Origin of the sequence: Hadarchaeum sp. (SeqCode) (genome assembly GCF_038871235.1) — an archaeon.
GTDB lineage: Archaea > Hadarchaeota > Hadarchaeia > Hadarchaeales > Hadarchaeaceae > Hadarchaeum.
Genome location: NZ_JAVZIN010000001.1, coordinates 54,600 through 67,418 on the forward strand (window position 1 = coordinate 54,600; position 12,819 = coordinate 67,418).

The window sequence follows — 12,819 nt, forward strand, 5'->3', positions numbered from 1 at the left end:
GGTTCTATTTTTAGCTGATTTCATGTATTTGACGAAGGACCAAGAACGCATGCTCTCGGGCGAGGAGGGTGAGGTCGTCGAGAGGATGTTCCGGCTGCTGGTGCGGCTGGGGGATATCTACGGTGCCGACCGCATGATTCCCATCGCCTCGGCTCAAGTCGCCGGTGTTTCCTATAAGTCGATTGGAGACCCGGGCCTCGAGTTCTTGGAGGATATAGCAGCCAAGGGCGCCAAGGTAAGAATTCCCACGACGCTGAACCCCCCCGGCATGGACCTCGTTGACTGGAGGGAGCTTGGCTTTCCGGAGGATTTCGCCGAGAAGCAGTTGCGAATAATGGAGGCCTTCAGGAAGATGGGCATCATGATGACCGCGACCTGCACCCCATATCTCGTGGGAAATTTACCGCGCTTCGGGGAGCACATCGCTTGGTCGGAGTCCTCGGCGGTTTCCTTTGCCAACTCAGTGATCGGAGCGCGGACGAATCGGGAGGGTGGACCTTCAGCGCTGGCGGCGGCCATCTGCGGACTGACGCCCAACTACGGCTTGCACCTTGACGAAAATAGGAAACCTAGCTACCTGATTGAGGTCAAGGCCGAGTTGAGGAACACCTCAGATTTCGGTGCTCTGGGTTATCATGTGGGTAAGATCGTCAAGGATAAAATTCCTTATTTCCGGGGCATTAGGGAGGCAGATGTGGACCAGCTGAAGGCGCTGGGAGCGGCAATGGCGGCCTCAGGGGCCGTAGCACTCTACCACGTCGAGGGAATTACTCCCGAGGCCAAACAGATGGATATCTCGGGCTTGGAGAGGGTTGAAGTTGGAGAGCAGGAGCTCCGTGCGGCTTATGAGAAGCTCAACACTGGTTCGAGCCCGGACATCGTCATCCTCGGTTGCCCCCATGCCTCGCTTAAAGAGATCGCGACGCTGGCCAGCAAGCTGGAGGGGAAAAGACTCAGAAAGCCGGTTTGGATCTGTACCTCGCGTGCAACCAAAGAGGCGGCAACCAGAATGGGGCTGACGGGAGCCATAGAGGCGGCCGGAGGAAGGGTTGTTGCCGACACCTGCACCGTGGTTTCACCGATCGAGCGAATGGGTTACCGGACCGTCGGAGTCGACTCCGGGAAGGCGGCGAACTACCTCCCGGGGTTCTGCAAGCAACAGGTGGTCTTCAAGAGCCTTGATGAATTGCTGGAGGAAATGATGGCATGAAGGGACGGATGATTAGCCCTGGAAAGGCGGCTGGTGAGGCCTTGGTTTCGAGATCCCCGCTCAGCTTCTACGGTGGCATCGATCCCAAGACAGGAATAGTCATTGAAAAAGGTCACGAGCTTGAGGGTGAGTGTGTCAAGGATAAAATTCTGGTTTTCCCTCAGGGAAAGGGTTCAACCGTGGGCTCCTACGTCATTTACGGGTTGAAGAAGAACGGCGTGGCCCCGGCGGCAATAGTGAATCAGGAAACGGAAACCATCGTGGCGACGGGAGTCATCTTGGCCGGGATACCCTGTGTCGACAAAATTGATATAAATAAAATCAGGACCGGAGACAAGCTGGTGGTCGACGCCGACAACGCGACCGTGGAGCTAGTTCAAGGCTGATTTAATTTGTTAGATTTTCTTGGATAGCCTGTCCAATATAATACCGACCGCTATCACCAAGAAGACCAGAATCAGGCCGGGGATTATGATCAATTCCAGAGGCACAGGTGGCACCCCCAGAGGCGGCACGGTTGGCTGAGGTGCTGTAGGTTTGGGAGTTGGCGTCGGGGATGGGGTTGGTGTTGGCGTGGGCGTTGGAGTTGGTGTGGGGGATGGGGTTGGGGTAGGTGTAGGTGTGGGCTGGGGCGGTGCGAGCGGTGGAGTGGGACTTCCAAAGATGCCGAACAGCGTCAGGTGGTTGACCCATCCCGAAACGGTGTTGTTCGCCGTATCTACGACGATGTTATCACAAGGATGCCAAGCGTTGTCGGTCGAACTCCACCAGTAGATCTTCAGCGAGGTCTCGTCCATTCCCGCCACATCTTCATCGGTGTAGTGGAAGGTGATACGTATGTTTTCCGCTATGTTCTCAGAAGTGCTTATATCCACAAACAACCCCGCCTGAAGCAAGCCCTCAGGAAGAGTAACCCCGGAGAGGTTCGTTATCACGGTTATCGAGACCTCACCGGCTTGAGCAGCGTCCAAGGTGATGTCGGCCACGCTCGATAAGCTGACAGTATTAGTTCCTTGTACGACATTCTGAGACGTCTGTTTTGAAACGGTATTTTCAAAGGGAGCCGTGAGCCAAAGCGCGTAGTTCACGTTCGCGCTGACGTTGTCTCCTGTGCCCGGACCGACTCCGCCCGGCCCGCTGGAGTGACCCCACCAGTTGTAGCGGGCGTTGAGTTCTCCATCACCACCGTTGTAGATCCCGTAGTTACCCGCTTTGGAGTTGCCGACGATGTCATTGTGGTTCACAGTTATTCCCGTGCTGTTAACTCCAGTCTCAACGTGAATCCCAGAGCCCACCTCTGTGTTGTTTGTGATGCGGTTGAAGCGAATTATGGCAAATGAGGTGCTCCCATCAATATATATTCCGTGGGCATTGTTGTCGATGTAGTTATTCTTGATGAAGTTCCTGTAAGAATTGTTCAGATAGATACCGTAGCTGGAGTTGTTTGAACATGTGTTTTTGAGGATATTCGTTTTTTCAAAGCTTTGTATGTAGATGCCGTAGTAGTTGTTCTTGCACGTGTTGTTTTCAATGGTGGCGTTGTCCTCGGTTCCATCCGAATACACGTAGATGCCGTAACCGTTGGTGTTGTTATTGCTGTCGTTGTTCCTGAGAATAGCGTTGGACACGCCGTAAGCGTATTCCAAGTAGATACCACCGTCATTGTTGTTCTCGCAAGTGTTGCTCACAAGTACTGCGTTGTCTGAGGAATCTCCAGAATATATGTAGATCCCGTAGTCGTTGTTGGGGCATGTGTTGTTCTTGAGGGTGGAGCTGAGTAGGGGGTATGCCGCTATATATATGCCATCGTAGTAGTTGCCCTCGCAGGTATTGTTCTCGAGCGTGGCACTTTCGGAAAAGCTCTCCGAATATATATAAATACCATAGCCGTCGTTGTTTGAGCATGTGTTTTTGTTTATCGTGACAAGTGATAGGTAGTCACAACCTATGTAAATACCATCCCCACCCCCCTCGCCTTCACCGTTATAATTACAAATGTTGTTCTCGATGGTGGCGTTGTCTATGGGCACATAAGAATGCCAAGAACCCAAGAAGATGCCTTCGTAGTAGTTGTTGGAGCATACATTATTGCTCAAGGTGAGGTTAGAGAGTGAATCATAGCTCCTTACGTGGATACCGTGCCAATCATTGTTGGAGCAAGCATTGTTCATGACGATGATGTTTGATAAGAAATTGGAGCTTCTTATGTGGATGCCATTCAAATCATTGAATTCGCAGGTGTTGTTTTCAAGTGTGATGCCGTCGCAGGATGTTGGATATATGCCGATGCCAGAATAAACGTTGTTAGAGCAAGTGTTGTTGTCGAGTATAGCGTTTGAAAGAGAATTGCACCCTATGTATATGCCGTAACCGTTAAGGTTGTTAGAGGATGTGTTGTTCCTGATGGTGACGTAAGACAGGTCACCATTTGTGTTCAGGTAGATTCCATGGGAGCCGTTGCCCTCGCAGGTGTTGTTCTCTAGCGTGGCTTCGACCTGAGAGTCAGAATATATGCAGATTCCGTAGCCGTTGGTGTTGTTGGAGCACGTGTTGTTGTACAAGGTGTTGTTTGTGGAGTAGTACAGCTCGATGCCATTAGCGGAGTTATATTCGCAGGTGTTGTTCTCGACGATGGTGTTATCTGAGTGCTCCAAGCAGATACCATCGCCGGAGTTGTGTGAGCACACGTTATTCCTGATAGTGGCGTAGGACAATGTTACTACGGAGGGATAGGATAGATAGATGGCGTGGCTGGAGTTATATTCGCAGGTGTTGTTTTCAATAGTGGCGCTCTCCGAAGATCCAACTGAAAATACGTAGATGCCATAGCCGGAGTTGTTTGAGCAAGTGTTTTTGTTCAATGTTGCGTTGAGCAGAGGAGCCGAGCTGTAATATATGTAGACTCCGTATGAGTTATATTCGCAGGTATTGTTTTCAAAGACAACGTTGTTCGAAGATTCACTCGATGACAAGTAAATGCCGTAGCCATTGATATTGTTCGAGCAAGTGTTGTTTCTGAACGTGGCATTGAGTAGGGTGGTGGAGGAGTAATCTACATATATGCCTGAGGAACCGTTGCCCTCACATAGATTGTTCTCGAGAACGACGTTGTCCGAGGATTCATCCGCGTATATGTAGATGCCGCTGTCGTTGTTATAATCGCATGTGTTGTTGTCTATGACGTTATAGTCTGAATCATTCAGGAAGATGCCGTAGCCACTGGTGTTATTGGAGCATGTGTTGTTGATCAGGTTATCGTGGGACGAGGACTCCATGTAAATTCCGCAGCTGATGTTGTTCGAGCAAGTGTTGTTCTCAATGATGATTTCTACCGAGTTGTATATGTACATGCCGTAGTCGTTATTCTCGCAAGCATTGTTGGTCAGGTTATCGTAAGACGAGTAGTGTGAGTAGATGCCGTAATTGTTGTTTGTGCAGGTGTTGTTCTCGATTTTTCCATTCCTAACGTTATACAAGTAGATTCCGTGGTGGGAAACTCCTCCGTTCTCGATCAAGCAGTTCCGGATGACAAAATATTTAGTCGTGTTTTCGATCCATATTCCGTGTGCGCTCGACGCGTCGATGGCCCAGTTTTCGATGATGTAAGGATCGTCAACGGTGCCAGAGCCGCCGCCGTTGACGCCGTTCTCCGGGTTAAAAAAAATCGTCGTTCTCAATGAAGATCGGTCCCCGTGATGAAGGTTGAGCTTGGGATTTAGGAAGAAAGGTAAGTATCAGCAACGTAAAGAGACAAATTGTCCCCAAATAAGGGATCAAAAGCCTCTTGTTCGTGGCTTAACCTCCTCCTTTAAGCTACAGCTCGGAATTGCTAGGCGAGCATTCGGAGTTTTCGTAGCTATGGAGTGGATGCGGCTAGGCGATAGAAAGATCAATGGTAGTGGTCCGACCGCGGCAAAAATCATCTTATTGATATACACGTTTCCAGATCTTTACCTTTTACGTATTTATTTATGAAAGAAGAACTATTTAAGGAGGTGAGTAGTTAACTTTGACCAAAATTTGGCACAAGAATAATCCTTAGACCAACGTAGTTTAAATGACGCATTAATAAAGGTTTCAATTAACATCTAATTGAGATTTTCTAGACTGCCCGCTATCTTCGGGTTGTCAAAAATTAAAAATTACAGCTTTTTGGCGAACTCCTTCCCGAACTCGAAGCTCCTCTGCAGCTCCTCTTTGTTCGGCACCCAGTTGACGGATAATCCCGGCAGGACCAGCTTCATCCCCGCCTTCGTCAGCGATTCTTCGATGTGCTTCACCGCCCCGCCGCCCCAGCCGTAGGAGCCGAAGGCCGCGGCCACCTTACCTCGCGGTTTCAGGCCCACCAGATCCTCAAGGAAGGGTGCCACCGTCGGTAAGATGCCGTTGTTAATGGTGCCCGAGCCCACCACCAGCCCCCGGGCGTCGAGGAGTTCCTTGACGACATCGCTGCGGTCGGAGCAGGGAAGCCGGAACAGCATCACCTCCACCCCCTCGCTCCTCAGCCCCTCGACCATCGCTTTGGCCATCTTCTCGGTGCTGCCCCACATCGTGTCGTAGACGACCAGCACCTTTCTCTTCGCTTCACCCTTGGCCCAGCTGATGTAAGCTTGGACGATCTTCATCGGGTCCTTTCTCCAGATGACCCCATGGCTGGGCGCGATCATGTTGATCTTTAACCCAAGTTTCTGAATTTCCTCAATCTTCCTCAGGATCAGGGTGCTGAAGGGCCAGAGGATGTTGGCGTAGTACTTGGCGGCCTCGGCCATCAGCACTGCCTCATCTACCTCGTCGTCAAAACGGCCCGAGGAGGCGAGATGCTGGCCGAAGGCGTCGTTGGGCAGCAGCAGCGCGTCCTTCTCGATGTAAGTAAACATGCTGTCGGGCCAGTGCAGCATCGGCGCCTCAATGAACTTCAAGGTCCTGCTGCCGAGGTTGAGCTCATCCCCTGTCTTGACCACCTGAAAGTCCCAGTTACCGAAGTAGTGCTTCTCCAGACCTGCCTTGCACCTGGCCGTGCCGATGACCTTGGCCCGTGACGCGTGTTTCAGGACCTCGGCAATCGCTCCGGAGTGGTCGGTCTCCACGTGGTTGGCGATGATGTAGTCTATCTTTGCGGGGTCGACCACCTCCTTTATCCTCTCCATCATCTCCCCGGCGAACGGACCGTAGACGGTATCCACCAGGGCGATCTTCTCATCCAGAATCAGGTAGGCATTATAGGTCGTGCCGCGGTGGGTGGTGTAGGTGAAACCATGGAAGTTTCTAATATTCCAGTCCACGGCCCCGACCCAGTAGATGTCCTCCAAAACTTTAACCGGTGGCATGCAAACTTCCAAAGCTAATTAATTTCCTGAGGATAAATGTCTTGCTCTGCGTGGATTAGTTCACCGTTAATGGTTAAGGAGCCGCGAGAGAAGTGGGTTCGGTGATATAATGACTGGGCCGGCGGAGAGCAAGATAGAAATTCCAGCGAAAGTTTACATCCACAAGCGAGACCCGCTCACGCGCTCGAAGATCCCCCACATCGACATCGAGGCACCAATCTTGAATGAGATCATAAGACCGAATGAGTCCACCTACGCCAGCGGCAAAGAGGGCGGGGTCTTCATAGGACTGAAGCGCGAGATGTTGGCCAGGCTGGAGCGCCTATTTGAGGAGCTGGAAAAATAAAAGGATTAATAGCGCTAGGAAAGATTTAGCTTGGGCCCGTGGTCCAGTGGTCAAGACACTACCCTCACACGGTAGATACCGGGGTTCGAATCCCCGCGGGCCCACCAGAGACTGCGCGCGTGCTTTATGACTCCTGGGGAAGCCACGCTCGACAGATTTTGACGAGAACGAGGCGAGATCATGAGGCATTTTCCCCTCTGGTGGGTCATCCATACCGATGAGGAGAGGAGAAGATTGAAGAAAGAAATCTCCAAATGCGGCATAAGGGAGCCCATCAAGGTTTCGAAAATCGGCGGCGTCATCATCGATGGAAATTTGCGCTATGAAATTGCCCGGGAGCTTGGAATTGAAGTTCCGTTCACCTACGCCAGCGTTAGCGATTGGTTTTATCTCGCTTTCCTGAACACGAAGCGTTTGTTAAGAGTTCTCTACTTGAAAATGAAGAAATCAACAGGATCGTCTCGATAAAGATTTGGACTGATAGGACCAAGTGATCTGAGAGCATGAAAATTGAAATCGTCGCTATCGGCAGTATACCAGACCTACTCCTTCAGCGACTGCCAGCAATGCTGATCGAGACATTCAAGCCTCTTGCTGATGAATGTGGGGTAACTACACGGAAGAGTATCCCATCGACCGCGTTTGATGCTCAGCGTCGGCAGTACCGAGCTGAGAGTGTTCTTCGCCATTTGCTTTTTGGAGCGGATAGGGACAATGTCATCCTCGGGATTGTTGGCGTGGATCTTTACGTACCGAAACTTAATTTCGTTTTTGGGCTGTCTCAACTCTTGGGACGAGGGGCTCTGGTATCAATACATCGTCTGAACCCTAGTTTCTACGGGCAAGCTCCGGATTTTGAGCTACTTTGGAATCGAACTCGGAAAGAAGCAATTCATGAGCTGGGCCATGTCTTCGGACTCAACCACTGTGATGACCCGAAGTGTGTTATGAATTTTTCAAATAGCATTCTGGAGGTAGATAGAAAATCTTCCCATTTTTGCTCCAGATGTCGTGCGAAGCTCCTCCATCGGTTTTGAAAGATGTTATCCTGTCTTCTTCAACCTGATTTTAAGGTGGGCGTGAGCACCGAGATCTTCAGCGAGATTTCCCAAGTTCTTTGCGATTTCAAGAACACCAGCGCTACCTACGTAGCAGAGAACCTCGCCCGGGCCGACTTCGCCGAAGGTCCTGACGAACTTCGCGGGCAAATTTTTCCCGGATATTTCTAGCTTTAAGACGTCGCCAAGTCTCGCAAATGTTTCGATGAGATTACGACCGATGTTGGTCAGAAGATTCCCAAATCCATCGATAGCCACCACCTCTCCGCTTATTTCCCCTCCCACCATTTCTGCCTCTGCCAAGTCCAATTTTTTCAGATTTGGCAGAACGGGACCCACCTCCGATGTCCTGACCCCCAAACTCAGATGCGCGGCTACTGGGGCAAAGACGTCGCGCCCGTGAAAGGTGGCAGATATACTTTCCCTCATCAGCTTTCGATTGGTCAGCTCCCTGATCTCCTTCACACCAAACCGCCGGGCAACCAAGGTGAAAACCCCATTGTCAGGGCCGATGAAGTGAAAATCGTTATTAGTGCGGAGCAGAATGTCCCTCCTCTCTGTACCAACTCCGGGATCCACCACGACGACGAAAATGGTTCCGTTTGGGAAAGTTTCGGCGGCGTTTACCAGCATGAACGCTGCAGTGAAAATATCATGCCTAGGCACTTCATGGGTAATGTCAACTATCGTCACTTTGGGATTTATTGAAAGTATTGCTCCTTTCATTGCCCCAACGAAGTAATCCTTTTCCCCCAAATCCGAGAGAAGAGCTATAACCGGCATGTTTCGCCCAAAGATTATTTTGGAGAAGTTAATAATTTATCAGCTTTCAAAATGAATTGTGATGATATTGGTTTTCTGCGGGCCACCGGGTTCAGGCAAGACGGAGATTGCCCGAAAGCTCGCCGAGAAGCTTAGCGGTTCCAAGCTCATCTCAACTGCTAATTTCAGGAGAAAGGTTTATCGGCACCTGTTTGCTGAAGTGGAAAGGTACATCCGTTCGGCAAAATATCTCATCTTGGATGGGACCTTTTACAAACGGGCTTGGAGGGACGAAATTGAAGAGATTGCGAAAAGAAATGGTGAGAAGACCATCACCATTTATCTCAGATGTTCGCTGCCAACCTGCCTGAAGAGAAACGAGCTCAGGAAGGATAGGATTGATGAAAAGGCAGTTCGCATCATACACAGCCAGATGGAGGTTCCAGAGTCTCCAGAAATCGTCATAGACACAGATACTTTGGTGGCTGATGACGCTGTTGACTTAATATTAAAGTACATGGCCTCAAGGGTCGGTTTTTCAGGCGACGGCGGGACTTAATTAACGGGGGGTCCTAATGGTCGGACTTTGAGCCCTGCCATGCGTTTTTCCATGTGCTCGGGAACTGAACAGGGCAGATACGTCAGCAATAAAGTCTTGAGTTCATCCACCGAGATTCCGCCGCCGCACTTAGGACACTTTACCAGCTCAATCTCATCCCAGCATTTGGGACATTTCATTTAGGTCACCAATTGTTAGGTTAACGTGAGTATTTAAGTTCCTCTTTCGGGTGGGCTTAGTTTTCTGATGGTTTTGAAGCCCATGGGATGAGTCAGATCTTCTTCCTCGTCCACCGATTTAATCCTGAAACGCTGATATGGAGAGATGCAGGGTCTGGGCCGGCTAACCACTTCGAATCTAAACAGCGTTGATCGATACCAGTCTATCCCCGGATTCGGCCCCACAGGAAATGGAAGCTCTTTGGCGAAGATCTCGTAATCCACCGCGTCGTATTTCATCGGGTACCTTGAAAAATCCCTGATGATATCCGTAATCACACAGTTCATCTTACCCAGCAGCTTTTCTATCTGTAGCCATTTACTGCGCGAGGCCTCGAGAGTAGTTAAACCGAAGTATCCCACCCCGTTTTCCTTCAGGCAGCTGACCCCACGGACAACAAAGGCCTTCAATCCGCTAATGCTTTCAAGGGGTTCTGAGGAAAAGACATCAAAGGCCCCTATCATTTTTTTGGGCAAGGGATCCTCCACGTTGTACTTAATGAATTCTATTTCAAACCCGTGCTCCCGGTTTACTGCCTTGAGGAATTCTTCCAACCTTTCGTCCGCATCAAGCACGCAGATCCTTGCCGGCATCTTGGTGAGCGATAAAGCGACGCTCAGCAGATCGTCATCTCCCATCAATACGATTTCCCGGCTTCTAAGATCACCATGCCGATGCATCAAGGCCGCTCTTACAATAACGTCCTCCTCCCTCATGTAGCCCTGAAAAAATTTAAGTGACGGAACCGGCCTATCCTTCACGATTTCCCTAAAATCAGCGATAATTTTTTGGAATTTCTCACCCACCACAACTCCTTTTCCATCACAACAATGGCAGATTTCGCCGGCACGAACCCCAGAACCACAATCAATCGCTTTAATTCCTTTTTTATTGGGCTTGATACCGGCTCCATTGATACTGATGTAACCATTTCTTTTCAGCGAGTCTATTGTCCTGATAATCTCACTTAGTGGAAATGGGCTACGCTCGCATAGGCCCCAGAAAGAATCAACTCCAGAGGTCAACTGGCAGAGGACATATTCTTCAACCTTTTTCATTAGGATCCCTCCTCAAGAGCCGCTTTTTAACTTTTTTCGGCTTCAGCCACTTTATTAGAAGATCAAGCGCCTTGATGGCCTTTTTCTCGGAACCGCAACAAAAAATATCAATTGCTGCATATTCATGTTCCGGCCACGTGTGAATGCTTAGGTGGGATTCTCGCAAAAGATAGAAGGCAGAAACACCGTGCGGCTCAAACTGATGAAAAGCGGAGTTAATGGGTTTTAAACCTGATTTAATTATCACTCGGTCTAGGATTTCCCGGAGTGGTTCTACTCGGGAAATCTTCTGCGCCGCCACGCCCAAAAATTCGGCGATAACATGGATGCTCATGGCTCACACCCCATGTAACCGTCGAATTTTTGCGGGTTGTGGATAGTTTTGAACTACTCATCATTATTGTTATTTCAAAAAATTTATTTTAAAATTTTTCTGAAGAAACCGGCGCTAATAATAACTAGGCTTAAGATGAAGTTGTTTCGGTAATCCTCCGAAAAAGGTGGTGGTTCTGAGCAAAATGAGGCAGGCCAAGGGTCTGATGGCCGGCAAATTCGCATCCGATTTATTGGGCGCTCAGAGGGATGGTAAAGTTTACAGCGTTTTCGAAAGAACATTCAACGTCTTGTTCGATAATGGCCTGGTAGGCATCACGAGAAGCGAAGTGCCCCTTAGCCCAATGGACCTGAGAACCGATATTTCTCCCCCGGAAAAAATACCGGAATTGGGTATTAAAAAGGGCTTGCAAGCCAAAGTGTCCGGAGATTTTGTGTCGGTGGGTGATGTTCTCCATATCGACCTCACCGAGGCTGGAGTCTGGAGACCTCCAAACAGGGTCAAAGATCCAGCGGACCCGACCCAGATTAAAAAAGCCTTAAGCAAAGTAGAGGAAGTCGCTCTAGCTCGGCCGCGATCCGAGGGTTTAGGGCAGCTGTTGCCCTATCTGGATTCAATACTCAACTTAGAAGCACCCCATTTAGTTGCGGTTAACGATGTTTCCCAAGCAGCGCTACCACAACTGGTCGATTTAGTGCGGGCGACCACGGAGGGGGATATCCATGGCATCAAAACTGCGGTCAACAAGCTTATCGGGCTAGGACCCGGACTGACTCCGTCAGCCGATGATTTGCTCATTGGTTACATCAGCGCTATCCATTGGGTTTCCCAATCTTTTGATAAGTGGGATGATTTTTTCCGAAAGATTAACGAAGCCATAATTTCCCCTGCGGAAGCCACAACTCTTCTTGGTTCCCAACTGTTGAGGCTTGCGGCACACGGGGAAGTAAATGAGGTTTTGGTGAACCTGTATCAGGCCATACTATCAGGAGAACTTTCCACCTTGAATGTTTTGATATCCAATTTAATGAATTTCGGCAGCACCTCCGGAATGGACACGCTGGTTGGGCTTCTCCTTGGTATAAAAATCACCCTTAAAATGATGTTTAGATAAATAGCTAGTCCAATCTGACCATAATTAGGGGTAAGAAATGATGGGAGAAATTAAGCTTAAATAAACCCGACCGGACTTTTACTATCTGCTGCTGCCATAATATAGACATTGATGAAGCGGGATCTTTGGTGAATATTTGGGGCTATCGGTCAATTCAACCTCTGCCTCTCGCACGACGGCAACGGGAATTCGTTCACCCGCTTCTCCCATCACCAGCTGCGCGGCCGTGGCGAGCTGGTCAGCCGTTGCCCGGTAAGTTATCTTCAACGGCTTTCCATAGATGTCAAGCTTGCCCCGGCAGTCAATGACGGGCTCGATTCCCGCGGTGGCTATCGCCTGACCAACGGTGCCAAGCCTCAGCGGGTGAACGATGCTGTCAGAGATCACCACTCCGACCTTGACACTCGCCCCCGAGATCAGCGCAAGCCTGAGTCTCTCTGCGGATTTTTGGGGATACCGCGGTAGAAGTATAGCCTTACCCTTCGGGGCATTGGATAGATCTACTCCCGCATTGGCGCAGATTATTCCGTCCTTTATCGTCAGCACGACTCCTCTGTGGATCCGGAGCACCCTGTCTGCCTCGCGCAGAATCAGTTCCACAAACTCGGGTGGTTGTCCGCTTTTAGCCGCGATTTTTTTTGCCCTCTGTGACGGTCTGATTTTTGACAGATCTTTGATTCTTCCTTCGGCTGCGGCCACTGCCTTTGAAGAAACCACGACAATGTCGCCGTCGCGCAGTCCCCCGATCTGATCGGCTGCTTTCAGTATCATTGATGGAAGATCATCTCCTGACTCGATTATGGGTAGGCTCAGTCCCAGAACTTCCACAATC

General features: G+C 49.9%; 14 protein-coding genes and 1 tRNA gene. 8 read left to right on the forward strand and 7 right to left on the reverse strand.

Features of this window, described 5'->3' with window-relative positions; all coding sequences use genetic code 11:
• The first annotated feature begins 22 nt into the window (after positions 1-22).
• On the forward strand, positions 23-1,210 hold the full coding sequence (locus QXT02_RS00300) for an aconitase X catalytic domain-containing protein (RefSeq protein WP_342811315.1): 1,188 nt from the start codon (positions 23-25) through the stop codon (positions 1,208-1,210).
• Positions 1,207-1,596, forward strand: a complete 390-nt coding sequence (locus tag QXT02_RS00305) for a DUF126 domain-containing protein (RefSeq protein WP_342811316.1) — start codon at positions 1,207-1,209, stop codon at positions 1,594-1,596. The genes QXT02_RS00300 and QXT02_RS00305 overlap by 4 nt, the downstream gene beginning before the upstream one ends.
• A 9-nt stretch (positions 1,597-1,605) precedes the next feature.
• Here QXT02_RS00305 and QXT02_RS00310 read toward each other — a convergent pair whose 3' ends face one another.
• Together QXT02_RS00310 and QXT02_RS00315 are read right to left on the reverse strand one after the other, a co-directional pair.
• Positions 1,606-4,887, reverse strand: coding sequence for a nitrous oxide reductase family maturation protein NosD (locus QXT02_RS00310; protein ID WP_342811317.1), 3,282 nt, complete (start codon positions 4,885-4,887; stop codon positions 1,606-1,608).
• A 465-nt stretch (positions 4,888-5,352) separates the two neighbouring features.
• A complete protein-coding gene (locus QXT02_RS00315; RefSeq protein WP_342811318.1) occupies positions 5,353-6,537 on the reverse strand; it encodes an FprA family A-type flavoprotein in 1,185 nt (394 codons plus the stop codon).
• A gap of 109 nt (positions 6,538-6,646) precedes the next feature.
• Here QXT02_RS00315 and QXT02_RS00320 point away from each other — a divergent pair, with 109 nt between their 5' ends.
• The 4 genes from QXT02_RS00320 (at position 6,647) to QXT02_RS00335 (ending at position 7,920) form a co-directional block, all read left to right on the forward strand.
• A complete protein-coding gene (locus tag QXT02_RS00320) occupies positions 6,647-6,883 on the forward strand; it encodes a hypothetical protein (protein WP_342811319.1) in 237 nt (78 codons plus the stop codon).
• A 32-nt stretch (positions 6,884-6,915) separates the two neighbouring features.
• Positions 6,916-6,990, forward strand: a tRNA-Val gene (locus QXT02_RS00325).
• A gap of 73 nt (positions 6,991-7,063) precedes the next feature.
• Positions 7,064-7,351: a hypothetical protein gene (locus tag QXT02_RS00330; RefSeq protein WP_342811320.1), complete on the forward strand. Its 288-nt coding sequence runs from the start codon at positions 7,064-7,066 to the stop codon at positions 7,349-7,351.
• Positions 7,352-7,386: 35 nt separating this feature from the next.
• Positions 7,387-7,920, forward strand: a complete 534-nt coding sequence (locus QXT02_RS00335) for an archaemetzincin family Zn-dependent metalloprotease (RefSeq protein WP_342811321.1) — start codon at positions 7,387-7,389, stop codon at positions 7,918-7,920.
• A gap of 6 nt (positions 7,921-7,926) precedes the next feature.
• On the opposite strand, the gene QXT02_RS00340 is transcribed toward QXT02_RS00335, so the two are convergent.
• Complete coding sequence (locus tag QXT02_RS00340; RefSeq protein WP_342811322.1) at positions 7,927-8,724, reverse strand: S-adenosyl-l-methionine hydroxide adenosyltransferase family protein; 798 nt, start codon at positions 8,722-8,724, stop codon at positions 7,927-7,929.
• Between the two features lie 61 nt (positions 8,725-8,785).
• On the opposite strand from QXT02_RS00340, the gene QXT02_RS00345 reads away from it, so the two are divergent.
• Positions 8,786-9,262 carry an ATP-binding protein gene (locus tag QXT02_RS00345; protein WP_342811323.1) on the forward strand — a complete coding sequence of 159 codons (477 nt, stop codon included), beginning with the start codon at positions 8,786-8,788 and terminating at the stop codon, positions 9,260-9,262.
• Here the strand turns inward: QXT02_RS00345 and QXT02_RS00350 are convergent.
• The 3 genes from QXT02_RS00350 to speD are packed head-to-tail and all read right to left on the reverse strand — an operon-like array spanning position 9,259 to position 10,873.
• Complete coding sequence (locus QXT02_RS00350) at positions 9,259-9,441, reverse strand: hypothetical protein (RefSeq protein WP_342811324.1); 183 nt, start codon at positions 9,439-9,441, stop codon at positions 9,259-9,261. The two genes, QXT02_RS00345 and QXT02_RS00350, sit on opposite strands and share 4 nt — an antisense overlap.
• Positions 9,442-9,474: 33 nt before the next feature.
• A complete protein-coding gene (locus QXT02_RS00355) occupies positions 9,475-10,539 on the reverse strand; it encodes a bis-aminopropyl spermidine synthase family protein (protein ID WP_342811325.1) in 1,065 nt (354 codons plus the stop codon).
• Entirely contained in the window at positions 10,526-10,873 is a 348-nt protein-coding gene (gene speD, locus QXT02_RS00360; protein ID WP_342811326.1) for an adenosylmethionine decarboxylase, read from the reverse strand. The genes QXT02_RS00355 and speD overlap by 14 nt, the downstream gene beginning before the upstream one ends.
• Before the next feature lie 169 nt (positions 10,874-11,042).
• On the opposite strand from speD, the gene QXT02_RS00365 reads away from it, so the two are divergent.
• Positions 11,043-11,987: a DUF2877 domain-containing protein gene (locus tag QXT02_RS00365; RefSeq protein WP_342811327.1), complete on the forward strand. Its 945-nt coding sequence runs from the start codon at positions 11,043-11,045 to the stop codon at positions 11,985-11,987.
• Positions 11,988-12,068: 81 nt separating this feature from the next.
• Here the strand turns inward: QXT02_RS00365 and cofE are convergent, their stop codons facing one another.
• A complete protein-coding gene (gene cofE / locus QXT02_RS00370) occupies positions 12,069-12,815 on the reverse strand; it encodes a coenzyme F420-0:L-glutamate ligase (protein WP_342811328.1) in 747 nt (248 codons plus the stop codon).
• Positions 12,816-12,819: the final 4 nt, after the last annotated feature.